The following is a 26,204-nucleotide window of genomic DNA, read 5'->3' as shown; positions in this document are numbered from 1 at the left end:
TTTTTTGATTACTCTTTCAAATCTTTTTTTGAACTGTTTAGTATTTTAAGTCACCTGATTGAGTAATACAGATGTATTCTTTTATATTTAATATTCTTGATTCTAATTGTGTTAGATGTCATTATCTTAAATGATTTGCTTATTGAAATAGTTTTATATGAACTTTTGGTTTTAGGACTTGCTATGACCTTTTTGCTTTGGATAGATTTTTGTTTACTATAAGGTTTTTTAAAAAAAGTCTATGTCTTGTACTTTAAGGTAGGATTTCTTCTTTTCTTAGTCAAGTATATATTATATAGACTAAAGAGGAATAGAAAGAAGGACAAGCCTTATTGTTAGTCAAGATTATTACAATGCCCATTTTTCTGATAGGGTTTGGCGAGATACGAGGGAATTATCAAGACGAATTGAAAGAAATATTGAATCGGTTGTAATTCAAGGTAAAAATCCTAGAGAGTTTGCAAGAAAACTAAGGGATTTAGTTAGTAAGGATATTAAAAATATCACAAGTGCTACTGAAAGGTTAGCCTATACAGAAAGCGGCAGGGTATGGATTCAAACACAAATAGACGCTTATAAAGAAGGTGGATATGAGTATCTAGAAGTAATGACAGAGCCTACGGCTTGTCATCATTGTAGTCCTCACGACGGTGATATTGTGAAGATATCAGAGGCAGTGGAGGGGGATAATATTCCACTTTGGCATCCAAGGTGTAGATGTACTACTGTTGCTTATTTTGATGATAAAATTGACTTGGGCAAATTTGGAAATGTAGTTGATGTTGATGATTTAGATGTTGATTGGGATTTATCATCAATTCATGCATTTGAAAAAATGGAATCTAGGAATATTAGTAAAACATTAGTTGAAGATATTATTAAAAATGGTAAAAGCGTGGAGCAAATTCCAAACGAAAAATACGCTTATGTATCGCCAAAAGGTGTTGTAATATTGCGAAAAGATGGTAAATTGATAACAACATGGAGTGAAAAAGATTTTGATGATAATATGAAAAATATTGTAAAAAAGTTATTTGGAGATGATAAGTGATGAAGATAGATAATATTATAAAGGAATGGGATCCATATTCTCTATTTCCTTATGCACCTCAAGATGAGTATAACTACGAGATAAAGCAAATTAAGAGTTTTATAAAATATGATAAAAATATTGATAACTTAGCAAAATTTTTAGAGAGTATTTTTGATGTAGAAGTTATTTATGATGAAAACAAGAAAAACTTTTTGGAAATTGCAAAAGAATTAGTATAATAGAATTAATCATAGAGGTTAAGAAATCTGCCGATAACGCTATTTTATAGAAATGTGGGAGAGGAGGCAGTCCCACCTATGTTTAAAGCACATTCGAGTTAGGATGTGCTTTTTTAGTACGAATTTATCTATTATTTAATTTCTTTCTTGACGCACTACTAAAACAGTAGTATTATTGTAGTGCGAGGAGGGATTAATGGCAGATAAAGTGTTAAATTTTAAAATACCTGAAGAATTGCACAAAAAAATTAAAGAAGAAGCTGATAAAAAGAGCTTATCAATGGCTGCATTAGTAAGGTTAATATTAATTGAATATTTTAAAAACAAGTAAAGAAAAAGACTAACCACCATCTCCACCATAAGGTTTCACGGACAGTGATTAGTCTTTATTTACAATAAATATACCATAAAAATTAAAAAAATCAACAAGACACATGGTGCGACCCGAAGGAAATTCCTTTTAAGGGGGTCACATATGTGTCTTGTTTTGTTTATATTATACCATCGTTTTAGAAATTAATCAAAGGAGAAAGATATGGATAGTTACAAGTTTCAAAAAGCATGTAAGGAATGGCTTATAAAATATTATTCTGAAAAGTTTGGTAAAAGTTTAGAGATTGAAGATATTTTTGTGGTTTGGTCTTGTAAGACTTTGCAAAATAATAAAGTGTTGATTTCTACCACCTTGTTTGATGGTGTGTATGTTGAGTGTACTTATAATGGAGATAAACAAGAAACTTATTTTGATATTTATAAAAAGCAAGAAAACATATTAGTTAGTAATGGAGAACTAATAGGATAAAATAATTAATTAATTAAGGCGGTTTGTACCGTCTTTTTTATTGTCCAAGCTTTAATGACGTTAAACTTTAAGGATAGTTAAGCATTATAACTTTAAATTATGGAGGTAATTATGGCAGAAGAGGTAAGATAAATTGATAGGAAGTACACTATATATATTGTTGTGAGTGTTTTACAAGTATTATTATAACTTTGGCTATTTGAGAAGTTTTGTGTGTCAGCTCCCCCCTGATTGAAGTGTACCCTCTTTACTGGACAAACCAGTAAGGAGGGTATATATCAGATAGCTTGTGAGCTGATACACAAAATTTTACACAGTCTCATTTCATTAGGTCTAACTTTATAGTCACCTTAGATTGCAACAGCTTTTATATGAGACTTTCTCTTCTTATTTCTTTAAAAAGTATAGAGTTTTCTTTGAATATATGAAGGTAAATATCTTCTGTTAGCTCTTTTAGTTTTGAGAAAGCACGTTTGTAAGTGTTACAGGCATCTTTTGGTGGGGTGAAATTTTTTGTGACTTTTTTTAGATTTCCTATTAAGTCTCCCATATCTTCGTGTTCTTTTTCTAGGTCATATATATGTGAAAGTATATTTTCACAATCTAGATTTTCAAATTTAGGAAAGGTAATTTTTTCTTCTTTTGCAAGGTGAGCTTTTAGGTGTCCCTTTATTTGTAAGAATATAGTATAGGTCTCTTTTAGCTCATATCCATGATTTTTATAATGAACTAGAAGAATCTTACTTAAAAGTTTGTCGATATCTTCAAGCATCTCTCTTTCTATGTCATGGTGGTAACTTTCTATATGACTTATCTTATCTTTGGTATTTTTATCTTTAAATTCATCAATACTTAAGTTTTTGATACTTTTATTTTCTTTTATAAATTCTTTAAGTTCACTTAGTATTTTATCTTGATTTAGCTTTCTTTTTTCTGTTGCAATTTTAAGACTGTCATCTCCATGGCAACAATAGTCAATATCTTTTTTGTTGAAATAATCTATACTTTGTGGTAATTTTTTTACTATATCATTTAATCTATCATCTAATTTTATTTCATTCATAATACTTCCTTTCTTTTTCTATATATAGAATAATATAAATATAAAAAAATTTCTGTAACTAAAGTTACAGAAATAGATTGTAGAAAGATTAGATAAACATCTTAGTTTTATTTAATTTTTTTGTTTCACTTTAGTGAGTTAAGCGAGCACGAGTGAAACAAAAAACCACCTGCTATGCAGGTGGGGGAATTAAGCTTTAGCTTCAAGCAACAAAAAAACTACAAAAACTATAATTGTTATATTCTAAACTGACCTTCCAAATTGTTTTTTTATGTCCGACTTTTGGGGCTAAGTTCATTGTCCAGTAAAGAGGGTAAATATCAAAATTTGGATATTGTTGCCAGTATTCATATTTTATAGGTTATTCAAACTACCAGCTAAGCTGATAGTTTTGTTTATTTATTTTCTTTAATATATGATATTACATCTTTAATTAAATCTTCTTTTTTATGATAAATTCTTGGTTTTTCAAATATATTTCCCTTCTTGTCAGCATAGGAAAGTCCTGTAACAAGTTTATTTATATATAAGAAATCATTCTGAAATATATCATTTTTCATTTCATTAAATTTATCATCTTTTTCATTTCCTTCAAGTCTAATATCAGTATAAAGTTGAAAAATAGCCATACCTCTCTCAAAGGCTATGCCCATTTCTGCTGCAAGACCCAAATCTTTGGTATCCATAAGGCCTATTAATATATCAGATTTTTTAAGTCTATCATAATCTGCTAAAAGTATCTCATAATTTGCAGCGAATCCTTTTGATTTATCATTTATATCCTCATTATCTGCAGGATTGTATAAATCAATTTCTGGAAATTCTTTTTCTATTTTTTCTTGTATTTCTTTAGCTTGCCATCTTTGACCTTCTGTGAAAAGATCACATCCTAAATATACTTTCATTTACTTATCCTCCTTATAATCATATACTAATTATATTATATCAAAAAAATTTTTAAAATTTACTATCATTAACAATCAAAGTATAATGTTATAAAAATAAATATTATAAAGGTGGGATTCAATGAATAAAATTGATTTTCTTAAAAGAATTGGACTATTTATTTTAGGTCTTTTTATTATGAGTGTTGGAATTGCAATGATAAAGTTTGCAGAACTTGGAGTTACTCCAATATCATCAATACCTAATGTTTTTAGTATAAAAACGACAGATATTAGCCTTGGAAAATTCATTATTATATGGAACATATTATTAATTATAGGTCAAATTTTGATTCTTAGAAAGAATTTTAAAATATATCAACTTATACAAGTTCCAATTTCGTTTTTATTTGGATACTTTACAGATTTAGGACTCTATTTTATATCTAATTTCAGAATTGACTCTTACCTACAATCTCTAATTTTTCTAATTATAGGTATTCTTATCCTAAGTCTTGGTATAAGTATAACTGTTGTAGCAGATGTTATCTTAAATTCTGGAGAGGCTTTTGTCAAAGTTATATCTGAGAAAAAAGATTTAGATTTTGGTAAGGTTAAGATTGGATTTGATACATCATGTGTAATACTTTCAGTTATTTTGTCACTAATATTTTTTGGAAGTATAGAGGGAACAAGAGAGGGGACAATTCTATCGGCCCTACTTACAGGTTCCATAGTAAATATTATCTTAAAACATATAAATGATCCTTTGCTTTCAATACTAAATATAAAAAAATAAGGGAGGTATCCCTTATTTAAAACTTATATTTATTTTATACTCTTCAAGATTCGCATCTACATTAAGTATCTCTTCAATTGCTTTCTTGCATTTTTTATTGGCTTCATCAAGTAAGCCTTTATCTATAGCTTTTTTTTCTACGACTTTCTTTTGAGTTTTAGAAAAATCATTATAATCTTCTACCTTAATTGGATTAAAAATAGAAGTTTTTTGATCAAAAACTTTCAAAGAATCTTCATAAATTTCATGGGAAAGAACCTTTGAATCAGGAAGACTTATATCAATATTCTTTCCTCTAATACTTATATCCATATCATCTAAGTCGACTCCAAAATTAATAAGACCATCATATGCTACTATAAATTTCTTTTGGGTAAAGGGTATATCAAATCCATTAAATTTATTTGAATTTTCAAATTGAGCCATATTTGTATAAGAATATTTAAGTGTAGTTAATTCTTTAACTCCTTCAATTTTACTTGTGATTATTTTATCATCTATTCTAGTTTTTTGATTTTCCTTATAATATTTAAATCCAAGAAATATAAGAGCTAATAATAAAAGTATTGTTAATATATTTTTGATTTTTTTACTTAATGAATTTCTCATAACTCCTCCTCCAATTATTTATCACTATACCCTTATCTTAAAATTTTCAACTTGAGAATTTTAAGATGTTTTAAAAAGTTTGAAATTGTTCTTGACTTTTAATTTTTACCTTGGTATTATGAACATGAACTAAGGATAAGCTCAAGAAAATTGGGCGAAAGTGTACCTAGGGATCTGTTAATTCAAGACCAAGCGGTACGATATTTTTTTGAAAGTATTACACCAGAGGGATAAAAGCCCAGGAGGATAGGTTTCTTAGCCTATCCTTCTGGGTTTATTTTGTGCACTTTAGTGAGTTGAGTGAGCGAATGCGAGCGAAATAATAAACCACCTGCTATGCAGATGGAGGAATTAAGCTTTAGCTTCAAGCACCAAAAAATCCTCCAAAAAGTATAATTGTGATAGTCACATGCACAATTAAATAAAGGAGGATAAGTTGGACAAAAACACTTTATCACATACCAAATGGAGATGCAAATATCATATAGTTTTTGCACCGAAATATAGAAGACAAGTAATATACAAACAATTAAGAAAAGATATAGGAAGTATACTCAGAGAACTATGTACAAGAAAAGGAATAAATATAATTGAAGCAGAGCTTTGCCCAGATCATGTGCATATGCTATTGGAAATCACACCAAAATATTCGATATCACAAATAATGGGATATTTAAAAGGCAAAAGTTCACTGATAATCTTTGATCGTTATGCTAACTTAAAATATAAATAAGGAAATAGACACTTCTGGTGCAGAGGATATTATGTAGATACAGAAGGAAGAAATGAAAAGAAAATAAAAGAATATATACAAAATCAATTAAAAGAAGATTACTATGCAGACCAAATAAGTATAAAAGAGTACTATGACCCGTTCACGGGAGAGTCAGTAAATAAAAAAAATAAAAAAACTGCTTAAGCAGTAGTTGGGATAGTGTTGCATGTGACAGAATACTCGACAGCCCCAATAGGGGCGTGCCTATATTCGCGCCTTATAGGAGCTGTGCAAACTACCAGCTAAGCTGGTAGTTTTGATTTATATATAATCAAAATCTTATTAGAAAAAATAAATGACAAATTAATTGCAATATGATATAATACAATATATTAATATATTTAGAAAGGAAAAACTATGAGAATAAATACAATATGGATAACAGGTGCTCATGGTAGATTAGGCTCTACCTTAGTTAGATACCTAGATCCACTGGAAGCTGAAATTATAGCTACAGATAAAGAAGAAGTAGATATTACAAATCAAAATGAAGTTAATTTATTTATAGATAGAAATAGACCAAAAATTATAATTAACTGCTCTGGACTTTCTAAAAGACAAGAATGTGAGGATAATCCAGATAAGGCATATTTATTAAATGCGTTGGGAGCAAAACATATTGCCATATCATCCAATAGAGTAAGGGCAAAATTAGTTCACTTATCGACAGCCGATGTATTTGATGGAGAAACAATTCATCCATATAAGGAAATTGATACACCAAAGCCAAAAACAGTTTATGGAAAAAGTAAATATTTGGGTGAAGAGTTTGTAAAAACATTTGCTAATAGTTATTTCATAGTTAGAGTATCAAGACTTTATTCTAGAGAAAATAACTTAGTTGAAAAAATTATTGAACAAGCCAAAAGTGGTCTTGTTAAAGTTCCTAAATCAAGATATGGATCACCAACTTCCACTTACGAACTTACGAAATTTTTATTATCCATAATGGGTACAAATGCTTATGGAATATATCACGCTTCATGTGGAGGAACTTGTTCTTTTAAAACTTTTGCCCAAAAAATAATAGATTTTACAAAGATAGAAGCAGAAATTGAAGAAATTAGGGATAGTGATAGGGTAGAATTTGAACCTGCTTTTAGGGGGATGGATAATTACTTCCTAGACTTACTAGGTAAAAATACTTTTAAATCTTGGGAAGATGCCCTAGAAGACTATCTAAGAAAGGAGTACGGCTATGGAGCGTAAAGTAAATAAAAAAACAGGTCTTACTTCAAAAATATTTATAGCACTTATATCTGGTATGATACTAGGAATTATAATGCACTACTTTGTACCAGCAGGACATATCAAAGATGACATCCTAATTGAAGGGGTCTTTTATGTGATTGGACAAATGTTTATAAGGGCTATGCAAATGCTTGTTGTCCCTCTAGTATTTTTCTCAATCGCAGATGGTTGTAGAAATATGGGAGATACGAAGACTTTAGGTAAGGTTGGTATAAGAATAGTATCATTTTATCTATTAACCACAGCTTTGGCTATAGTTATTGCATTAATTATAGCATCAATAATTGGACCTGGTAAGGGAATGAATATGAGTCTTGGATCAAATGAATTTGCAATGGAGACAGCTGAGAAAACTTCAATGAAAGATACAATTCTTAATATGATTCCAACCAATCCAATAGAAGCCTTAGCAAAGGGAAACATGCTACAAATAATAATATTTGCAGTTATAGTCGGACTTTTGATAGCTGGAATGGAAGATAGGATGGAAACTTTAGGAAATATTATAACTGAAATGAATGATCTTATGATGAGCATGACCATGGCAGTTATGAAAATTGCTCCAATAGGCGTATTTTTCCTTATTGCAAGAACTTTTGCAAATTTAGGATATGATGTAATCTTATCCATGTTATCCTATATGGCGTCAGTTATATTAGGTTTAGGATTCCAGCTTTTTGTAGTCTATTTATTATTACTTACCGTTTTTGTAAGAATAAATCCTTTTGTTTTCTTGAAAAGGTACTTTCCAGTAATGACCTTTGCTTTTTCTACAGCTTCATCTAATGCAACTGTACCAATAAATATACAAACCTTAGAAGACATAGGTGTAGATAAAAAAATATCATCATTTACTATCCCATTAGGAGCTACAGTAAATATGGATGGTACAGCAATAATGCAAGGTGTAGCTGTTGTATTTATAGCAAATGCTTATGGAATTAACTTAAGTTTAAATGACTTTTTAACAGTAATATTAACAGCAACTATAGCATCAGTTGGTACAGCTGGTATACCATCAGTTGGTCTAGTAACACTTTCAATGGTACTTACTTCAGTAGGACTTCCAGTTGAAGGTATAGCAATGATTATGGGTATAGATAGAATTCTTGATATGGCAAGGACAGCTATTAATATCACAGGAGATGCTGCAGGTACAATAATAGTTGCAAATACTGTAGGAAATTTCGATAAAGAGAAATTTAATAAAAGAACATAAAAATAGGTTTTTAATGCTTTCATAGTATAGATAAATTTATAATGAGTTAGAAGTGAAATTCTAGGAGACTGTGTAAAATTTTGTGTATATAGACCTCCTGATTGGGATAAAGAAAAGCTAATCAGGAGGAATTTTTATGCCAAGAAAAAGACCATAAACAAGAGTAAGTAAAATAGCGAAAATATTAATTTAAGAATATCAATCCCAAAATATACAAGATATTCAACAAGAACCTAAAGAACTTTTAGATAGCACAATGGAAGGAAATATTAAAGTCCTAACTTGATGAGCATATATACTATAAATACCGTCAAAAAACACTAAGTATAAAAACAAGAAATGGTTCCAGCAAGAAAAGAGTTAGGTCATCATATGGCAACATAGATATATCTATTCCACGAGATAGAGAAGGAAGTTTTAAACCATAGACTTTAAGGAAATATGAAAAAGATATTTTCAACATAGAAAATCAAATAGTATCAATGTATGCAAAACACATGGAACATAGTCAAAAAAGTAGACAAATAAATAGAACTGTAGGTCATTTGTCTAGACAAATGATGCGAAATATTTTATTGTATTGTTAGGAGGTCTTTTAGGACTATTAAACGTTATGATGAAGATTTTAAAATGTCCATTGTTTCTCTTCATGAGAATGGTCGCTCCATTAATTCTCTCGCTAGAGAGTATGGTGTTTCAGTTTCTACCGTTGCTAAATGTACTAAGCTGTATGCTAGTGTTTCTACTGAGACTGGCGAGGTTTTTACTGCTAAGCAAATTAAAGTATTGCAAAAAAGAAATGCTATCTTAGAGAAAAAAATTTAATTTTAAAAAAAGCCATTGCCATATTCAAAGAACGATTAAATGCTATTCACACTCTTAGGTTTGAGCATAAATTATCTACTCTTTGTAGGGTTTTAAATGTTAATGGGTCTACTTATTACAAGCATTTTTATGCTCCTGAGTCTAATAGAAGGGTTAGTGTAAATGATAGTGCTTCTAGATAAAATTTAGTTAAACAAGATTTTTCTTCCAGTATGCCTAATTGTGTTTGGGTTTTAGATATTACCTATCTTAAAGTTAATGGAAGGCATGCTTATCTTTGTGTTATTATTGACTTGTTTTCTAGGAGTGTAGTTTCCTAGAAGCTTGATTTTTCTATAAAATCAAGTCTTGTTTGTGATACTCTTAAGTCTGCCTTTATAAGAAGTGGTAATCCTGAAAATCTTATCTTTCATTCTGACCAAGGTAGCCAATATACGGGCATGATTTTAAAAATTTACTTGATGAATTAAGCATTACAGCTTCTTTTTCTAAAAAGGGATATCATTATGATAATACTGTTTTGTGAGTCTTTCTTTAAGTTTTTGAAGAAGGAATGTACAAATAGAAGGTCATATGAGTCTTTGGATGAGTTAAGAACTGATTTATTTGACAAAAAATTATACTGAGTGGGTCTGTAAATAGTTTTGTGTATCAATAGATGTTCATTCCTATAGGAATGGAGCCTATCTTAATTTTATATGAACTTAACAAACTGTCAAATTTTCATGAAAATTTGCAGCTGATTTTATAGTTTTTTTACCTGTTTTTAAAACCTCCCTTCAAAAAATATTGATAATTGGGATAAGATTTGATCCCAGCCACAAATTCTACTTGCCCATTTGCTTGAGGCATCTACCATTGCAAGGTACAAGCTTTTTTGTAGTGCGCAGTCATTTGGAAATATTGTTTTATTTTTAGTTACTTTTCTTAGTTGTCTATTGAAGTTTTCCTTTGTCTTTGTTGTATGTATTAATTTTCTTATTCCTTCTGGGTATTTGAAGTAGGTTAGAAGTTTAAGTCCAATTGTTTTGCCATGAATTTACACACATAGGATACTTTTTACATCACTTATCTTCAAATATGTCTAGGTTTGTTAAGACTAGTTCTTCTGTTGGTGCTTTACACAATCTCTTTGTCGACAATCTGAGGCCATCTGGCCTAATTTTTTTTGAGCTTTTTTTGGCAATCAGGACATATTCCTGTAAATTCAAAATTGTGTCCTTTTATCAAAAAGCCTGTTTCTGATTCTATTTCGTCTTCTATATTATGTATAGGACAATTATCTAAAATAAACCTCCTATTACAACTTATGCAAGTTATGAAGTGTTTATGGTTAATATCATTTAATTGAAAATATGATATACCGTCTGAATTTGTATTTTTTAATAGAAGATTTTCATCAGCCATTGTATTTAGATTTCTATAAATAGTTGATAGATCTAGATTTTTATTCTTTTTTTTACATATATCAAAAATTTCTTCAGCAGAAACAGGTTCTTCATTTGCAATAATAATTTCTAAAATTAATATTCTTTTTTTGGTAACTCTCAACTTCTTGTCTCTTAGTATTTCTTCTATATTCACCATTTTCACCTCTATTTTAATAATATACCATATTGACAAAAAATAAAATAATAATATAATATTCACTGCAAATGATTTGCAAGAAGGAGGTTATATGAAAAGAAAATTACTAGGTATCTTGTTAGTGCTTTGTGTATTTATAACAGGGTGTGCAAAAAATGAAACGAAAGATAAAATAAATTCAAATGAAGTAAATAAAAGTGAAAACAAAGAAACTATTTATGCATCTTTTTATCCTATATATAATTTAACAAAACAAATTGCAGGGGATAAGTATAATGTAGAATCTTTTACTAATCTTAATACAGAAGTTCATGATTTTGAACCATCAGCAAAAGAAATGGCAAAACTTTCAGGTGCAAAGCTTCTTATCTTAAACGGAGCAGGTTTGGAATCATGGGCAGATAGTGTGAGAAATTCAGTAGATGTAGAAATTTTAGACTCATCAAAAGGTGTTGATTTAATAAAATCAGAAGAAGATGACCATCACCATGAAGATAAACACGATAATCATGAAGATGAGGATAAACATGATCACCATGAAGAAGGGGATCATCATGAGCATGGTTTATACGATCCACACATTTGGTTGTCTCCTAAGAATGTAATAATTCAAGCTAATAATATAGCTAATAAATTAGGAGAAATAGATTCAACTAACAAAGAATATTACCAAGAAAACTTTGAAAAAATAAAAAAAGAACTTGAAGAAATTGACAGTAAGTATAGTGACTTATTAAAAAATAAGAAGAATAGAAAGATTTTAGTTGACCATGAAGCTTTCTCATACCTTGCAAGAGATTATAATCTCGAACAAATTGCCTTAACTTCAATTACATCTACTAATGAAACAGATGCTAATACTATGAAAAAAGCTATAGACTACATTAAGGATAATAATATAAGTGTTGTATTTTATGAAAAAGGTGGTTCTGATAAAAATGTAAAAACTCTTGCCGATGAATTATCTATTGATATAAAGCCTATAAACACTATAGAATATGCTAATGATGAAGATTTGAAAGAAAATAAAACTCTTCAAGAATTACTTAAAGAAAATCTCGAATTAATAGAAAGCAGTCTAGAATAAATGAAAGAGGTAGAAGTTAAAGACTTATATTTTTCCTATAATAAGGAAGATATCCTTAAAGGGTTAAGTTTTGACCTTTATCAGGGAGATTTTTTGACGATTCAAGGTGAAAATGGATCGGGAAAATCTACTTTAATAAAATTGCTATTAAATGATTTAAAAAAGAAATCTGGAGAGATTAAGTTGTTTGGAGAAGCTATAGAAGACTTTAATGACTATACAAAAATTGGTTATGTACCCCAAATCAATGATTCCAGTAAATTGTCCTTTCCCATAACTAGCAGGGAATATGTAGTATTAAACTTATATAATAAGTTCAATATTTTTAATAGACCAAGTAAAAAGTGCTTTGAAAAGGTAGATGATATTTTCGATATTTTAAATATAGGGAATTTGATAGATGAGCCCTTTAACAAGCTTTCAGGAGGACAGGCTCAAAAAGTTATGATAGCTAGAGCTATGGTCAATGATCCAAAAGTACTTCTTTTAGATGAGCCTACAGTTGGGGTTGATGAAAAATCTAAAAGAAAATTTTTAAAGCTTCTAACACACTTAAATGACAAACACAATATCACAATTCTTATGATAAGTCATGAGATGGATATTGTAAGAGATTTTTCAAAAAGAGAAATTAGACTTAAGAATGGAAGGATAGTAGATGCTTAGTTATGCATTTATGCAAAGAGCCCTACTTGTAGGACTAATGCTTTCTATAATAATACCTATGATTGGTATTGTGATGATAAATAGAAGGACATCAATGATAGGTGATGCTCTTTCTCACTCATCACTTGCAGGGGTTGCCCTAGGACTTATAATTGGTATAAATCCTATATTTACATCTGTATTAATATGTATTATAGCAAGTTTTGCAATTGAGTTAATAAGGAAAAAATTTAATAGTTTTGGAGATATGGCAACAGCAATTATAATGAGTCTTGGTATAGGACTTGCAGCTATTATGTCGGATTTTACACCTGGTGGAACGAGTTTTGAATCATTTTTATTTGGTTCAATAACAAGTGTATCTAAGGAAGATTTAATTATAGTAAGCGTGATTTTTTTACTAGTATTATTATTTAGTCTTTACCTTTATTATCCACTTCTTTATAATTCTATTAGTCCTTTAATGGCGAGACTTTCTGGAGTTAATTCAAAACTGGTATCATCTATATTTACATTTTTAACTGCAATAACGGTTGCTATTTCAGCAAAAACAGTAGGAGCTTTGATGATATCATCTTTAATGGTTTTACCTGTTGCAAGTTCACTTATGATATCAAAATCATATAAGGAAACTTTTATAAAGTCTATAATTATAGCAATAATTTATATGATGTTAGGTATATCAGCAAGTTTTTATCTAGGAATAAAGCCAGGAGGGGCTATAGTTGTTATAGCAGTAATTGGAATGGTACTTTCTTTAATAATCCAAAAATTCAAAAAGATGGGTTGATGCAAATTGAATTAATCTTTGCAAAATCAATTACAAGTCTCTCTAAGATAGTTTGATCTTAATGAGAAAGTAAGTTTGTTAGCAAATTATCTAAGAGAAACGTGTAATATTGCAAAGATAGAAATTTACAATATGCATTGACTCTTTTTTTGTGCTTATTTTTCTATGTTATAATTATTAAAAGAGATAAATAGAAAGGTTAGATATGAAGATTATAATTTCACCTGCAAAAAGGTTTATACAATATGATAGAGAAAAAACAGAAGATTTAATATTTGAAAGAGAGACAAGAGAGCTTGTAGAAATGATGAGACAATATAGTATTTCGGATCTTGCCAATATGTTTTCTTGCAACGATGAGCTTGCTATAAAGGCATATTATGACTATAAGGAGTTTGATTTTGATAATTTAAAAAATCCAGCTCTTTTTTCCTATGATGGTTTAGTTTTTAAGCAATTTAATAAAGAAGATTTTAATGATCTAGATTATTTAAATAATCACGTTTATATAATATCAGCACTTTATGGTTTATGCAGACCCTTTACAGGTATAAGTGATTATAGGCTCTACATGGATTCTAAAAAATTAGATATGCATGGATTTTGGGCTGATAAGATTTATAAAAAAGTATATGAAGATGAAGACTATATAATTAATCTTGCCAGCAAAGAATATTCCTCTCTATTAAGAAAATATCTAAAAAAAGGGCAAATCCTTCTGACCTTAACATTTAAAGAGAATAGAAATGGCAAGATAAGGTCAATAGTATCTTATACAAAGCAAATGCGTGGAAAGATGTTGAAATATCTTATTAATGAAAAAATAAGTGATATTGAAGATATTAAAAAGATTCAGATAGATGACTATATTTATGATCAATATAACTCAACAAAAGATGAACTTATTTTTGTGAGGGAAAATTAATGAGAATTCTTCACTTATCAGATCTTCATATAGGTAAAATGATTGGAAATTACTCTCTACTTGAGGAGCAAAAGTATGGATTGGATCAGATTCTTGATATTGTTAAAAGAGAAAATGTAGATTTAATTATCATTGCAGGAGATATTTTTGATACATCCATTCCAAAAAATGAAGCTATGAAAGTTTATGATGACTTTATAAATAGTCTTGTTTTCAAATTTAAAAAGAAAGTAATTGCTATAGCAGGCAATCATGATTCAGGAAAAAGGTTAGAAATTTCTAAGAGTTTTTTTGAAAAATCAAATTATTTTGTTTATGGAGACAGTTTTTTTAACAAAATTAGTTTTGAAGATTCATTTGGTACTATTAATTTCTATCCTATACCATTTATATCCCTTGCTCGTGCAAGAAGTGAAATAGATCCAAATATAGAAAGTTTTAATGACTTATATAAGATACTACTTAAAGATATTGATTATGAGGATAGAAATGTTCTTATAAGCCATTGTTATGCTAATGAAAGTGCAAATGAAGATACATTAGAAATACAAGAGGGAGAAAAACCCTTAAGCATTGGTGGAAATGATGCAATGGATGCTCATTTATTTATGAAATTTGACTATGTAGCATTAGGACACCTCCATAGAAAGCACTTTGTTCTAGATGAAAAAATAAGATATTCTGGAAGTTTTATGAAGTATTCTTTTTCAGAAGTAAATCAAAGAAAAACTGTGAGTATAATAGACTTAAATGATAATCTAAAGATAAAAGAAATAGAGATTAAAGCTTTAAATGATTTTAGAGTAATAGATAATTATTTTGAGAAAATCTTAAAAATGAAAGATTCAAATGATTATATACAATTTATCTTAAAGGATAAAAACCCAATTGATTCACCGATGGCAAAGTTAAAGCTTAAATTTCCAAATGCTGTTAGTATAAAATATCAATATGATCAAAACCTAGATATAAGTGACAAAATTGATATAGATATCAAAAATTTATCAACTCTTGAAATAATTAAGAAATTTTATGAATTTAAAATGGATGAGAAAATGCCGGAAAATGAAGAAAGTATACTAAAAAGGGTGCTAGAATGAAGCCTATAAGTTTAGAAATGTATGGTTTTATGACATACAAGAATAAAACTTCTATAGATTTTACAAAGCTATATGATTCAAAGATATTTCTAATATCAGGAGATACTGGTAGTGGAAAAACTTCAATTTTTGATGCTATTAGTTTTGCCTTATTTGGAGAAATTCAAAGAGAAGGTTTTGATAAAAAAGATATAAGAAGTGATTTTTTAAGTGGCAATGATAAAGAAACTTATGTAGATTTGAAATTTGAAATAGATAGAAAACTTTATAGGGTAAAAAGAATTCCAAATCAAATAGCCAAAAAGACAAGACATAATGTAAGTGTAAAACATAGTGCACAATTGTATGAATATAAAGATAGTAAGGAAATACTATTAGCTGATAAGATAAATGATGTTGATAGGCTTATAAAAGAAATTATTGGCCTTGATAACAATCAATTAAATAGGGTCATGATTCTTGCCCAAGGAGAATTCTCAAAGTTTTTAAAATCCTCATCTGATGATAAGGCGGAACTTTTATCAAAAATATTTAGAACTAATATCTATAAAGATATAGAAGAATTATTAAAGGAAAAAAGTAGGGACTCTAAAAAAAACCTTGATAACATATCAAAAAGTTTGAAAATAGAAATAAGAAAAAATGAATTTCTTGATGATATAATTACTGATGAGCAAATAGAGCTTAAAGACTTTAAGATAATCTATGATATTATAGATAATTATAGTAAAAAAGCAAGAGAAAAATTATCTAAAATAGAAATTGAAAAAAATAAGGTAAATATTAATCTTGAAGATAAAAACAAAGAATATAGTTTATACAAAAATCAAAATGATCAAATTAAAAATCTTAATAACTTAAAAAATGATAAAAGTAAACTATTAATAAAAAAAGAAGATTTCTTAGAAAGAAAAGAAAAATTGTACTTAAGTCAAAAAGCAGATATGCTTTATCCTTACTACAAAAACTTGTGTGAAAGTAAGAAAAATATTAAAACATATGATGAGAAAAAATCTCAAAATAGAAAAAAATTAGAGTATTTAAAAATATCAAAAGAGTCTTTGGATAATGAAAAAGATGAGATAGATAAAGTAAAATCATCACTTGGTAAAAAAAGAGAAAATATTTTAAAGGCTAATGAGATATTAAAAGACTTTGATGAATTAAAAATATTAGCAGATGAAGTAAATAAATTTAAAAAAGACTTTGAAAAATCGAAAGAATTAAAATCCTTGATAGAAAAAAAAGATGAAGAAAGAAATTTACTTAAAGATAAAATCAATGAAAAATCAGATATTATAATTAAGCTTAATGATAAAATTCAAGAATTAAATGATAAGGGACTTAAAGCAAATAAGATAAATCATGAAAATAAAAATTTATATAATCTTTCTGTAGAAAATGATAAAAAAATTGAAGAATTTAATATATCTAAAAAAAATATTGTAGACTTATCTAAAGACTTAGAAAAGTCTAAAAGCTTACTTAAAAAAGCTAAAAACATAAGAAGAAACAAAATAATTAATACTTTTAGAAAAGAGATTGATGAAAGGGGAGTCTGCCCAGTCTGTGGAAGTATCCACTATGAAAAGATTACCTTTCTAGATATAGAAGATTTAGACTTTGATAAGATAAATGAGGAATATATAAGTATTAGAAACAATATAGAATATGAAAAAAATAGAAAGTTTTCTATAAATTATGACCTAAAAGAATCTAACTTTTATAAAGGAAGACAAATAGAATTAGATAAAAATCTAGACAAATTAAAAGATGAAATAAAGGAAGCAAGAGAGAAGTCAAAAGATATAAGTGATGAGAAAGAAATCTTAGATAAAAAATTAAATGACTTAAATGAAGAAATAGATTCTTATAAAAAAGAGCTTTTAAGATTTAAAAATTTTGATGATATTGAAAAACTTGAGCAAAAATATGATATAAAAAAAGAGGAATTAGGGATTTATAATAATGATGAGATTTTAGAAAAATCAAAAAAAGAAAAATATTTACTAGAGCAAGATGAAAAAATGATTAAAGATTATGAGGAAAAACTTTATGCAATAGATAAAGAATATGAATCATTAATCTCTTTAGATAAAACATATGATAGTTTTATAGAGGAAAATAAAAAAAGAAGAGACTTACAAGAGGGGGAATTTAAGGAGAAATTGAATAAACACTTTGAAAGTAAGAAGGAGTTTTTATTAGTACTTAGTAAGGCTAAAGAATATTTATCTAAAAAAGATGAAATTGAGGAATACTTTAATAAGCTTAAAACTATTGAAATAAAAATTGAAAGTTTGGAGCAATATAAAGATAAGGAACCAATTGATTTAAATATTGTTTTAGATAGGATAAGTTTATTAAAAAGTAATGTTAAGAAAATAGATGATAAAATATTTGACTTAAAACTAAGATTATCTAAATTATCTAATACTAAAGATCAAATAGAAAGTATAGATAGAAACCTAAATGAACTTCATAAAGAAGATGCAATTTTGTATAAGTTATCAAAGATATGCGATGGTTCATTGTCTAAGAAAAAAGGTGTAGAAAAACTTAATCTTGAAACATTTGTCCTTACTAATTATTTTAGAAAAATTTTACATTATGCAAATATTAGGCTTAAAGATATGACTGATGGACAATTCATTATGAAAAGAAAAACTGAAAGTTCTGACAAAAGAAAAAACTTTGGTCTTGATATAGAAATATTAGATGCCAATACTGGAAAACTTAGGAGCGAAGCTTCACTTTCTGGTGGAGAAAGTTTTATTGCATCACTTTGCTTAGCCCTTGGTCTATCAGATGCTATTAGTCAAGAAAATGGTGGTATTAAAATAGATACTTTATTTATAGATGAAGGTTTCGGAACATTGTCTGATGATTATTTAGATAAGACTATAAGAACTATAGAAAAACTATCTTATAACAATAAATTTATAGGTCTAATTTCCCATGTTAAGGAATTAAAAGATGCAATTGATGCAAAAATTGAAGTCACATACTCAAAAACTGATGGTTCAAGTTTGGAGGTCATTGTATGATTAATATAATTATGAGTAAATTTCCAGAAGAAAATTCACTTTATATATATAAGGAAATAGAAAATAAACTAGAAAATAAGGAAAAATCTTTTTTAATAGTTCCAGAACAATATACTCTTGAAAGTGATATGGATTTTATAAATAGCATAAAATTTAATGCTGTTATGGATGCTAAGGTTTTATCATTTAAGTCTTTAATTACTTACTTAAAACAAAGACTTACTATAAATAAAAAAGAGAGCTTGAGTAAAACATCTAAGACAATTATTATTACATCTATTTTATACAAATTAGATGATAAGCTAAAACTTTTTTCTAATAAAGCTGATGATGTAGATTTTGTAAATGAGTTATCTGAATTTTTTTCAAATATCAAGGAATACTATTTTGATGATGATTTTTTTAAATCAATAGAAGAAAATGACAATATAGACTCTATGACAAGACTTAAATTTAAGGAAATTAAGCTTATTTATGACAAATACTGTGAGAAGATTAAAAAAACTTATCTTGATAGTGAAGATGAGTTATCTTTTATAAAGGAAAATATTAAAAATTGTGAATTTTTAAAAAACACTAATTTTTATTTTGATAAGTTTGATTTATTATCTGATTTAAGACTTGATTTTATTAAGGAATTAATAAAAATAGGAGCAAAAATAAGTGTATCTATATCTGTAGATAAGGAATATTATGAAAATAATATGTCAAATGACTTGTCCATATTTGATCAAGGATTTAATTTCATAGAAAGATTAAAAGAACTTGATAAGATAAGGATTATACCAATAAATAAAAGAGATTCTTTTGAAGATATAAAACATCTTTATGAAAATTTTGAAAAATATAGGCCAAAAATTTATCCTAAAGAGCCTCAAAATATATATTTTCTCGAGTCTATTTCATCAACAAATGAAGTCGAAAATGCAGGTTTAATTATAGAAAAACTAATAAGAGAAGGAACTTCTTTTTCATCAATAGCCATAGTAATGGCAAATGCCAGTGAGTATGAAAATATTATAAAAAGAATTTTTGATAGGCTTAATATAGCTATATTTATAGACAAGTCTAAAAAAATGACAGAAAATTCTGTTCTCAAAACTTGGCTATCTTTACTTAGGATAATCGTCTTTAACTTTAGAAAAGAAGATTTAGAAAGCTTTATTAGAAGTGGTTTGCTAGATTTTGGAGAAAATTCCCTTCAAAGAGTAATTAGCTTTCAAAATTATATGAGTGAGAGAAAAATAAAAGGTTCTATGATTTTCGAAGACAAGTATTTTGAACTTGATGAAGAATATTATGAAGGGAAAAAAGAGCTTAAAGATGAGAAGCAAAAAGAACTTTTAGCTGTAAATTCTATTAGAAAATCAATAGTTGAGCTTATAAAACCACTTTATGAGTATAGGAAAGACATACATAAGGCAAGTGAACTTGTAAATCTTATATATTATACACTCGACAACAATCTTATAAAAAATGGATTTAGACATTATCAAGACAATATTAAAGAAAAAGATCTTTCTATATATGAAGAAAATAGTCAAATATGGAATAAGTTTATGACTATATTAGAGCAAGTTGTAGCTATTTTAGGTGAAGGTATGATTAGTTTAAATATGATATATAAGCTTATAGAAAAAGCTTGTGAAAATACTACAATATCAATCATTCCACCTGCCATAGATCAAGTATTAATTGGGGATTTTGATAAAGATAGAATCAATGATAGGGATATTAAAATCTTTATTGGTATGAATGACCTATATTTTCCAAATTCTAACAATTCATATACTTTAATTTCTGAAAAAGAAAAAAATCAACTAAAAAATGAAAATATAAATCTTAAAATATATGAAGACAATAAGGATGATAAGAAATTACTTAATTTATTGAGGATGATAACTACATCTAAGAAAATTTTCTTTTCTTATTCTCTCATAAATAAGTCAAATGAAGCTATGAATATTTCATCAAGTCTTGCTGATATCATACAGATTTTTCCAAAAGCAAGTATAAGAAAAATAACAGGCCAAAGATATGACCTATTGAAGTATTCAAAAGATAAGCTTGATGAGTTTTCTTATGCAAATCTGTGGAAGGTTAAAAGAAATGAAAAAATAAAGGATGATGAGAAAAATATAACAAGAACCTATCTAAAATTTAAAAAAGATTCAAAGGAAGATAAAATTTACAATGATGCCAAAACAAGATCTTATGGCTTATTTTTAAAGGGCTTTAATTATAGTAAAGATAAAAAGATCTTAAATAAAAATATAGCATTTAATTTATATAATAAAAATAAGTTCACTGTATCAGAAATAGAAGCATATGCCAAGTGTCCTTATAAGTATTTTGTAAATTATGGACTTAAAGCAAGAGACTTAGAAAGCTTAGATATTGACTATATGGAACTTGGTAACATAGTTCATTATAATATGGAGAAGATTTCTAGAAAACTTATAAATGAAGATATAGATAAGATAGATAAGGAAAGTTTAGATAAGCTTGTAGAAGATAACTTTAAGCAATCCATTAAGCTTTCACTTGATAAGGTTAGGGCAAGTGATAATAAAAACAAATTTATTCTATCAAATATATATGAATCTAGTAAGAATTCATCTAAAAAAATACTAGAACAAATTAAACAAGGTGAATTTAAGATAGATACTGTTGAAGAAAAGTATGGAAAAAATCAAGCCTACCCAGAAGTCTATGTAGATGGTAAAAATTATCTTGAAGGAAGAATAGACAGAATAGATAAGTATGGCGACTATATAAGAATAATAGACTACAAAACTGGTTCAAAAGATATAAAAATTGAAAATATCCTTAATGGAATTGAACTTCAATTGTTTGTATATATGATTTCTGTAAAGGGAAAAATTTCAGAGAAAAGTAAAGATTATTTAAAACCTGTAGCAAGCTTTTATCTTCCTCTAAAAGATGAGGTCAAAAGTCTTAAGTCAAGTTATGATAAAGAAAATATAGAAAAAATTTATAATGATAAACTTAAAATGAATGGACTTATAATTAAGATAAATGAAGAAGTTTTAAAACTTCTTGATACAGATTATGATGGGAAAAATTCAGATATATTTAAAATTCAAAGAGGAGCAAAAAATATATTTACTGTAGAGGAAGAAGAAGTTCTTGAAAGGTTTATTAAAAAACTTATTTCAAATTATATAATAGAAATTAAAAGTGGAAATATAGCCCTAAATCCTATAAGGATAAATGAATCTACTTATGAATGTCAGATTTGTCCATATAGATCTATTTGTAAATTCGACTATAGTATAGATCAAGACAAATTTAAGGATATAGATAAGAACTTAAGTATTAAAGATATAAAAAAGGAGCTCGATAATGAGTAAGTTCAATCCTACAAAAGATCAAGCCTTAGCCATTAATGAAAGAGGTAAAAATATAATTGTTTCGGCTGCTGCAGGAAGTGGTAAAACGAGAGTTTTAGTTGATAGGGTAGTAGGACTTATGCTTGAAGAAAAAATCTCAATTAAGGAGATGATTATAGTTACCTTTACCAACAAGGCTTCAGTTGAGATGAAAGATAGGATAAGACTTAAATTAAATGAACTTTTAAATAAAGAAAATTTTGATAGGTCTTTTATAAAAGAGCAGATTAGATCATTAAATGATGCTTATATAAAAACTCTTCATGCTTTTTGTGCTGATATGTTAAGGGAGAATTTTTATCTAGTAGATAAACTATCTCCTAGCTTTAAGATAGCAAGCGATTCACAAGAAGCTATATTAAGAAAAGATGCAGTAGATGAATTATTTGAAGAAAATTATGCCAAAGATTATGATTCATTTAGGCAATATTTACATAATTTTGCTAAAAGTCGTAATGATGAAGATGCTAAATATGTAATAGAAAAAGTCTATGATTTTAGCCAAAGTCAAATTAATCCAGAAAATTGGCTTGATGAAAAGCTAAATATAGATAATGATTTTAATAAATTTACTGAATTCATAGAGAAAAAGGTAAAAGATTTACTTAAAAAAGCCATAGTCCTTGAGACTTATATAATAGATAGGGCTATGAGAGATAAGTATATTTCAATGATTGAAGAAGATAGGAAATTATTTGAAAAAATATTAACTCATATAAATGATGGCAATTGGGATAGAGTGGTTAATTTATTTGATAATTCGCTAGCACGTATGGTAACAAAGTCAAAAGCAGATGATCCTTATAATAACTCCTATATAAAGCAAAAAAAGAATTCATATAAGGATGATTATAATGCTTTAAAGGAAATGATTAAAAATACAGATTCTATTACAAGGTCATTTTTTAATCCTTTAGAAGAGAGATTACTAAAAGAGATAAATAGACTAGTAAAAGATTTTTCGAAGATATACAAAAGAAAAAAAAGAGAGAAAAATTATTTGGATTTTTCTGATATGGAGCATGAATTTATAAATTTATTAGAAAATGAAGGTTTAAGAAATAAACTTAAATCTGAGTTTAAATATATATTCTTTGATGAGTACCAAGATTCAAATGATATACAAAATTATATAGTTGATAAAATTAAAGGAGATAACAATTTGTTTTTTGTAGGAGATGTTAAGCAGTCAATTTATGGCTTTAGAAATGCAAGACCAGAATTGTTCTTAGAAAAACTTGACTTATATGAGAAAGATTCAAAATCTACAAGGATAAACTTATCTAAAAACTTTAGAACTGATAAGGATATAATCGATTTTAATAACTATATATTTGATAGGCTAATGACAAAAGATTTATCAAATATAGCCTACAAAGATGATAATCATAGGTTAAATCCTCACAATAAATTTGACGATCCATATCCTAAGGTTTCTATAAGAGCATTAAATAAAAATATAAAAGAAGAAACATATATAGTAAATGAGATAGAAAATCTTATAAAATCTGGAATCGAATATAGAGATATAGCAATCTTACTTAGGTCATCATCAAAGTCCTATCTAATTGAAAATGAGCTAAAAAAAGCGTCTATACCTTTTGTATCTGATATATCTAAAATATCATTTAACACAATAGAAGTTGATTTCTTTATTAATATATTAAAATATATAGCAAACCCAAAGGATGATATAACCCTTTTAGCTATACTTAGAAGTGAGATATTTAACTTTAGTGAAGATGATTTATCTCTTATAAGGCTAAAAGGTGAGGGAAGAGAATTTTATAAGGCTTTTGAATCCTATCATGAAATGTTTGATGATGAAATTGCCTTAAAGATTTCGGATTTTTTAACAATCTTTACAGACTTTACCTATATATTATCTTTATCAAACCTTTTTGATTTTGCTAATACTATTTTTGAAAAATCAGGACTATATGATTTTCTTAAGGCAAGAGATAGGGGTGATGAAAGGGTAAAAAATATAGAGGCTTTTATAGAACTAATGGATGATTATGATAAGACTAATGATAATTCATTATTTGGATTTTTATCATATGTAGATAATCTTAAAGGACAAAATAAAGGAAATCTTCAAAGTTCAAGAGATTTATCAGATGAAGAAGATCTTGTAAGAATTATGACAATACACAAGTCAAAGGGTCTTGAGTTTAAGGTTGTAATTCTTGCAGATTCAGCTAAAAGATTTAATACCCAAAATAGCAAAGAAGATTTACTATTAGATAAGGATTTAGGAATAGGAATAAATGTAGCTGATTGGACTAATAAGGTTAAAATCTCATCAATAAGAAGAGATTTAATACTTGAAAAGTCGAAGCTTTCTGATAAAAGAGAAGAAATGAGAGTGTTATATGTAGCCCTAACTCGTTGTGAAAGAAAACTTATAATAGTTGGTAAAAAAGATTTGGATGAAGACAGCCTATTAAAACTTGATAGTAAAGATTCTCTTCTAGATTTGAATTCCTATATGGATTGGATTATAAAAATTCTTATGGAAGATAAGATTATGGGTGAGTTTATTGATAAGGATTTTACAACAGATTGCTTTTCAGGAGGTTCTTTAGAAATTTCTTATATAAACGAAGAGATTAAGGGTATAGAAAAAGAATACTTGTCTGTAGATGATTTCATAGATTCAAAATCAATTGATGAAAATATTTATAAGGATCTTAAAAAAATCCACGATTTTACTTATCCTAAACTTGATGAAACTAATAGATCTTTGAAAAAATCAGTAACAGAAATTGCTAAAGATTTTGATAAATCTAGTGAAGGGTATGAAAAATCATCTTTTGATATAAAGGAGATTGAATTGGATTTTAGAAAACCATCTTTTATTGATGATAAGATTAAACTAACTCCAACAGATAAGGGATCTTTAATTCATAAAGTTTTTCAAGAACTAGAAGTGAAAGTTTACAGTGAGAATGAAGTTAAAGAACAGCTAAATAAGTTGGTAAATTTGGGAAAAATCAAAAAAGATTATTTAGCTTATATAGAAATTGATAAGATTTTGGCTTTTTACAATTCAAAAATAATAAAAGATCTTATAAAGAAAGATATAAATATAAAGAAAGAAGAATCTTTTCTTATGAAATATTTTGACTTTTATGTAAATGGTCAGATAGATATGATGTTTGAAAAGGACGACGTTATACTTATAGATTTTAAAACTGACACTATAAAAAGAGAAGGCTTTTATGATAGACAACTTCAAATATATAAAGAAGCTATCGAAAAAGCCTTATCTAAAAAAGTTTCAAAGTTATATATATACTGGTATAACTTTAAAGAATTTGAGGAAATTAATAAAATCCACCATTAATATCAAAAATAGAGCCAGTAATATAAGCTCCTTTATCTGATATTAAAAATTCTATAAGATTTGCAACTTCTTCTGAATTTGCAAATCTTTTTTGGATTAAATCTTCTTTAAGATATAATATATCCTCATATGTAAGGTCATTTTTTGTCATGTCTGTATCAACTATACCAGGAGCTATGGCGTTTACCCTTATATTTGATGGTATAAGTTCTTTTGAAAGAGCTTTAGTAAAAGCATTTATACCTCCCTTCGACGCTGAATAAGCAACTTCCATACTTGATCCGAACTCACCCCATATAGATGAAATATTGATAATGACCCCATCTTTATTTTTGATCATATTTGGAATAGCTCTTTTTGAAGTAAGGAATATAGAAGAGAGATTTGTATCTATAAGTTCCCTCCATTTTTCATATTTCATATCTTGTATTAGTCCAAAGTATGAAATTCCAGCATTGTTAATGAGTATATCAACATTGTTGAAGTTTTTTTCAGCTAAATCAAATAGTCTATTTATGTCTTCTTTCTTTTTTACATCACATTTAACAGCTATAACAAAAGGATTGTCCTGTCTAAGTTCTTCCATAAGCTTAATAGCTTTTTCTTCACTTTTATTATAAGTTAAGACCAATTTATAAGATTTATTTAATTTTCTTGCTATAGCTTCACCAATTCCTCTTGACGAACCTGTAATAATTACTGTTTTCATACTTTGATTATAACATAAGAATAAGGGTAATA

Annotated in this window: 25 protein-coding genes and 1 pseudogene; 20 read left to right on the top strand and 6 right to left on the bottom strand. The window is 27.4% G+C overall.

Going from position 1 to position 26,204, the window contains the following annotated elements:
- Positions 1-310 precede the first annotated feature (310 nt).
- From FYJ26_RS02505 to FYJ26_RS02490, 4 genes are all read left to right on the top strand, one after another.
- The gene (locus FYJ26_RS02505; RefSeq protein WP_326831234.1) at positions 311-1,051 is read left to right on the top strand and encodes a DUF4258 domain-containing protein; all 741 of its coding nucleotides are present in this window, start codon (positions 311-313) and stop codon (positions 1,049-1,051) included.
- Positions 1,051-1,272 carry a DUF1871 domain-containing protein gene (locus tag FYJ26_RS02500; protein WP_154539299.1) on the top strand — a complete coding sequence of 74 codons (222 nt, stop codon included), beginning with the start codon at positions 1,051-1,053 and terminating at the stop codon, positions 1,270-1,272. The genes FYJ26_RS02505 and FYJ26_RS02500 overlap by 1 nt, the downstream gene beginning before the upstream one ends.
- Before the next feature lie 196 nt (positions 1,273-1,468).
- Entirely contained in the window at positions 1,469-1,603 is a 135-nt protein-coding gene (locus FYJ26_RS02495) for a toxin-antitoxin system HicB family antitoxin (protein ID WP_154539297.1), read from the top strand.
- A 204-nt stretch (positions 1,604-1,807) separates the two neighbouring features.
- A complete protein-coding gene (locus tag FYJ26_RS02490) occupies positions 1,808-2,074 on the top strand; it encodes a DUF6275 family protein (protein WP_154539295.1) in 267 nt (88 codons plus the stop codon).
- Positions 2,075-2,441: 367 nt separating this feature from the next.
- Here FYJ26_RS02490 and FYJ26_RS02485 read toward each other — a convergent pair whose 3' ends face one another.
- Both FYJ26_RS02485 and FYJ26_RS02480 read right to left on the bottom strand, forming a co-directional pair.
- The gene (locus FYJ26_RS02485) at positions 2,442-3,137 is read right to left on the bottom strand and encodes a DUF542 domain-containing protein (RefSeq protein WP_154539293.1); all 696 of its coding nucleotides are present in this window, start codon (positions 3,135-3,137) and stop codon (positions 2,442-2,444) included.
- A 395-nt stretch (positions 3,138-3,532) separates the two neighbouring features.
- Positions 3,533-4,042 carry a nucleoside 2-deoxyribosyltransferase gene (locus FYJ26_RS02480; protein ID WP_154539291.1) on the bottom strand — a complete coding sequence of 170 codons (510 nt, stop codon included), beginning with the start codon at positions 4,040-4,042 and terminating at the stop codon, positions 3,533-3,535.
- 121 nt (positions 4,043-4,163) lie between these two features.
- On the opposite strand from FYJ26_RS02480, the gene FYJ26_RS02475 reads away from it, so the two are divergent.
- Entirely contained in the window at positions 4,164-4,820 is a 657-nt protein-coding gene (locus FYJ26_RS02475) for a YczE/YyaS/YitT family protein (protein WP_154539289.1), read from the top strand.
- Positions 4,821-4,832: 12 nt separating this feature from the next.
- Here FYJ26_RS02475 and FYJ26_RS02470 read toward each other — a convergent pair whose 3' ends face one another.
- Entirely contained in the window at positions 4,833-5,429 is a 597-nt protein-coding gene (locus FYJ26_RS02470) for a DUF4230 domain-containing protein (protein ID WP_154539287.1), read from the bottom strand.
- 436 nt (positions 5,430-5,865) lie between these two features.
- Between FYJ26_RS02470 and tnpA the strand changes: the two are divergent.
- The 7 genes and pseudogenes from tnpA to FYJ26_RS11425 all read left to right on the top strand — a co-directional run bounded on the left by tnpA (position 5,866) and on the right by FYJ26_RS11425 (position 10,125).
- Positions 5,866-6,348 (top strand): annotated as a pseudogene (tnpA, locus tag FYJ26_RS02465) (IS200/IS605 family transposase).
- Between the two features lie 213 nt (positions 6,349-6,561).
- On the top strand, positions 6,562-7,413 hold the full coding sequence (locus FYJ26_RS02460; RefSeq protein WP_154539285.1) for an SDR family oxidoreductase: 852 nt from the start codon (positions 6,562-6,564) through the stop codon (positions 7,411-7,413).
- A complete protein-coding gene (locus FYJ26_RS02455; protein WP_154539283.1) occupies positions 7,403-8,674 on the top strand; it encodes a dicarboxylate/amino acid:cation symporter in 1,272 nt (423 codons plus the stop codon). Before FYJ26_RS02460 ends, FYJ26_RS02455 begins: the two co-directional genes overlap by 11 nt.
- Before the next feature lie 293 nt (positions 8,675-8,967).
- Positions 8,968-9,102 carry a transposase gene (locus FYJ26_RS11330; protein WP_176269534.1) on the top strand — a complete coding sequence of 45 codons (135 nt, stop codon included), beginning with the start codon at positions 8,968-8,970 and terminating at the stop codon, positions 9,100-9,102.
- A gap of 139 nt (positions 9,103-9,241) precedes the next feature.
- Positions 9,242-9,499 (top strand): transposase, encoded by a 258-nt coding sequence (locus FYJ26_RS11435; RefSeq protein ID WP_412030664.1) that lies wholly within the window; start codon positions 9,242-9,244, stop codon positions 9,497-9,499.
- Positions 9,500-9,711: 212 nt separating this feature from the next.
- Positions 9,712-9,819, top strand: a complete 108-nt coding sequence (locus FYJ26_RS11430) for a DDE-type integrase/transposase/recombinase (RefSeq protein WP_407654226.1) — start codon at positions 9,712-9,714, stop codon at positions 9,817-9,819.
- Positions 9,820-10,005: 186 nt separating this feature from the next.
- Positions 10,006-10,125 carry an IS3 family transposase gene (locus FYJ26_RS11425; protein ID WP_154539279.1) on the top strand — a complete coding sequence of 40 codons (120 nt, stop codon included), beginning with the start codon at positions 10,006-10,008 and terminating at the stop codon, positions 10,123-10,125.
- Between the two features lie 140 nt (positions 10,126-10,265).
- On the opposite strand, the gene FYJ26_RS10985 is transcribed toward FYJ26_RS11425, so the two are convergent.
- Together FYJ26_RS10985 and FYJ26_RS02430 are read right to left on the bottom strand one after the other, a co-directional pair.
- Positions 10,266-10,469 carry a transposase gene (locus tag FYJ26_RS10985; RefSeq protein ID WP_320595436.1) on the bottom strand — a complete coding sequence of 68 codons (204 nt, stop codon included), beginning with the start codon at positions 10,467-10,469 and terminating at the stop codon, positions 10,266-10,268.
- Positions 10,470-10,657: 188 nt separating this feature from the next.
- Complete coding sequence (locus tag FYJ26_RS02430; RefSeq protein ID WP_154539277.1) at positions 10,658-11,086, bottom strand: Fur family transcriptional regulator; 429 nt, start codon at positions 11,084-11,086, stop codon at positions 10,658-10,660.
- 91 nt (positions 11,087-11,177) lie between these two features.
- Between FYJ26_RS02430 and FYJ26_RS02425 the strand changes: the two genes are divergently transcribed.
- The 8 genes from FYJ26_RS02425 (at position 11,178) to FYJ26_RS02390 (ending at position 25,463) form a co-directional block, all read left to right on the top strand.
- Positions 11,178-12,173 (top strand): metal ABC transporter substrate-binding protein, encoded by a 996-nt coding sequence (locus FYJ26_RS02425; protein WP_154539275.1) that lies wholly within the window; start codon positions 11,178-11,180, stop codon positions 12,171-12,173.
- The gene (locus tag FYJ26_RS02420) at positions 12,174-12,839 is read left to right on the top strand and encodes a metal ABC transporter ATP-binding protein (protein WP_154539273.1); all 666 of its coding nucleotides are present in this window, start codon (positions 12,174-12,176) and stop codon (positions 12,837-12,839) included.
- Positions 12,832-13,629 (top strand): metal ABC transporter permease, encoded by a 798-nt coding sequence (locus FYJ26_RS02415; RefSeq protein ID WP_154539271.1) that lies wholly within the window; start codon positions 12,832-12,834, stop codon positions 13,627-13,629. Before FYJ26_RS02420 ends, FYJ26_RS02415 begins: the two co-directional genes overlap by 8 nt.
- Positions 13,630-13,834: 205 nt before the next feature.
- Entirely contained in the window at positions 13,835-14,554 is a 720-nt protein-coding gene (locus FYJ26_RS02410) for a YaaA family protein (protein ID WP_154539269.1), read from the top strand.
- Entirely contained in the window at positions 14,554-15,654 is a 1,101-nt protein-coding gene (locus FYJ26_RS02405) for a metallophosphoesterase family protein (protein ID WP_154539267.1), read from the top strand. The genes FYJ26_RS02410 and FYJ26_RS02405 overlap by 1 nt, the downstream gene beginning before the upstream one ends.
- On the top strand, positions 15,651-18,701 hold the full coding sequence (locus FYJ26_RS02400) for an AAA family ATPase (protein WP_154539265.1): 3,051 nt from the start codon (positions 15,651-15,653) through the stop codon (positions 18,699-18,701). Before FYJ26_RS02405 ends, FYJ26_RS02400 begins: the two co-directional genes overlap by 4 nt.
- Positions 18,698-22,075: a PD-(D/E)XK nuclease family protein gene (locus tag FYJ26_RS02395; RefSeq protein WP_154539263.1), complete on the top strand. Its 3,378-nt coding sequence runs from the start codon at positions 18,698-18,700 to the stop codon at positions 22,073-22,075. Before FYJ26_RS02400 ends, FYJ26_RS02395 begins: the two co-directional genes overlap by 4 nt.
- On the top strand, positions 22,068-25,463 hold the full coding sequence (locus tag FYJ26_RS02390; protein ID WP_154539261.1) for a UvrD-helicase domain-containing protein: 3,396 nt from the start codon (positions 22,068-22,070) through the stop codon (positions 25,461-25,463). The genes FYJ26_RS02395 and FYJ26_RS02390 overlap by 8 nt, the downstream gene beginning before the upstream one ends.
- Here the strand turns inward: FYJ26_RS02390 and ymfI are convergent.
- Complete coding sequence (gene ymfI, locus FYJ26_RS02385) at positions 25,444-26,172, bottom strand: elongation factor P 5-aminopentanone reductase (RefSeq protein ID WP_154539259.1); 729 nt, start codon at positions 26,170-26,172, stop codon at positions 25,444-25,446. The genes FYJ26_RS02390 and ymfI overlap by 20 nt on opposite strands.
- Positions 26,173-26,204: the final 32 nt, after the last annotated feature.

The sequence above is a fragment of the Anaerococcus porci genome (genome assembly GCF_009696575.1).
Classification (GTDB): domain Bacteria; phylum Bacillota; class Clostridia; order Tissierellales; family Peptoniphilaceae; genus Anaerococcus; species Anaerococcus porci.
The sequence above is the reverse complement of the archived record's forward strand: the minus strand, read 5'-3'. Positions and strand labels throughout refer to the sequence as shown.

Excerpts from the sequence above, each read along its gene's own strand:
- FYJ26_RS02500 (WP_154539299.1), top strand. The coding sequence starts at position 1,051 with ATGAAGATAGATAATATTATAAAGGAATGGGATCCATATTCTCTATTT.
- FYJ26_RS02495 (WP_154539297.1), top strand. The coding sequence starts at position 1,469 with ATGGCAGATAAAGTGTTAAATTTTAAAATACCTGAAGAATTGCACAAA.
- FYJ26_RS02490 (WP_154539295.1), top strand. The coding sequence starts at position 1,808 with ATGGATAGTTACAAGTTTCAAAAAGCATGTAAGGAATGGCTTATAAAA.
- FYJ26_RS02485 (WP_154539293.1), bottom strand. The coding sequence starts at position 3,137 with ATGAATGAAATAAAATTAGATGATAGATTAAATGATATAGTAAAAAAA.
- FYJ26_RS02480 (WP_154539291.1), bottom strand. The coding sequence starts at position 4,042 with ATGAAAGTATATTTAGGATGTGATCTTTTCACAGAAGGTCAAAGATGG.
- FYJ26_RS02475 (WP_154539289.1), top strand. The coding sequence starts at position 4,164 with ATGAATAAAATTGATTTTCTTAAAAGAATTGGACTATTTATTTTAGGT.
- FYJ26_RS02470 (WP_154539287.1), bottom strand. The coding sequence starts at position 5,429 with ATGAGAAATTCATTAAGTAAAAAAATCAAAAATATATTAACAATACTT.
- FYJ26_RS02460 (WP_154539285.1), top strand. The coding sequence starts at position 6,562 with ATGAGAATAAATACAATATGGATAACAGGTGCTCATGGTAGATTAGGC.
- FYJ26_RS02455 (WP_154539283.1), top strand. The coding sequence starts at position 7,403 with ATGGAGCGTAAAGTAAATAAAAAAACAGGTCTTACTTCAAAAATATTT.
- FYJ26_RS11430 (WP_407654226.1), top strand. The coding sequence starts at position 9,712 with ATGCCTAATTGTGTTTGGGTTTTAGATATTACCTATCTTAAAGTTAAT.
- FYJ26_RS11425 (WP_154539279.1), top strand. The coding sequence starts at position 10,006 with ATGATAATACTGTTTTGTGAGTCTTTCTTTAAGTTTTTGAAGAAGGAA.
- FYJ26_RS02430 (WP_154539277.1), bottom strand. The coding sequence starts at position 11,086 with ATGGTGAATATAGAAGAAATACTAAGAGACAAGAAGTTGAGAGTTACC.
- FYJ26_RS02425 (WP_154539275.1), top strand. The coding sequence starts at position 11,178 with ATGAAAAGAAAATTACTAGGTATCTTGTTAGTGCTTTGTGTATTTATA.
- FYJ26_RS02420 (WP_154539273.1), top strand. The coding sequence starts at position 12,174 with ATGAAAGAGGTAGAAGTTAAAGACTTATATTTTTCCTATAATAAGGAA.
- FYJ26_RS02415 (WP_154539271.1), top strand. The coding sequence starts at position 12,832 with ATGCTTAGTTATGCATTTATGCAAAGAGCCCTACTTGTAGGACTAATG.
- FYJ26_RS02410 (WP_154539269.1), top strand. The coding sequence starts at position 13,835 with ATGAAGATTATAATTTCACCTGCAAAAAGGTTTATACAATATGATAGA.
- FYJ26_RS02405 (WP_154539267.1), top strand. The coding sequence starts at position 14,554 with ATGAGAATTCTTCACTTATCAGATCTTCATATAGGTAAAATGATTGGA.
- FYJ26_RS02400 (WP_154539265.1), top strand. The coding sequence starts at position 15,651 with ATGAAGCCTATAAGTTTAGAAATGTATGGTTTTATGACATACAAGAAT.
- FYJ26_RS02395 (WP_154539263.1), top strand. The coding sequence starts at position 18,698 with ATGATTAATATAATTATGAGTAAATTTCCAGAAGAAAATTCACTTTAT.
- FYJ26_RS02390 (WP_154539261.1), top strand. The coding sequence starts at position 22,068 with ATGAGTAAGTTCAATCCTACAAAAGATCAAGCCTTAGCCATTAATGAA.
- ymfI (WP_154539259.1), bottom strand. The coding sequence starts at position 26,172 with ATGAAAACAGTAATTATTACAGGTTCGTCAAGAGGAATTGGTGAAGCT.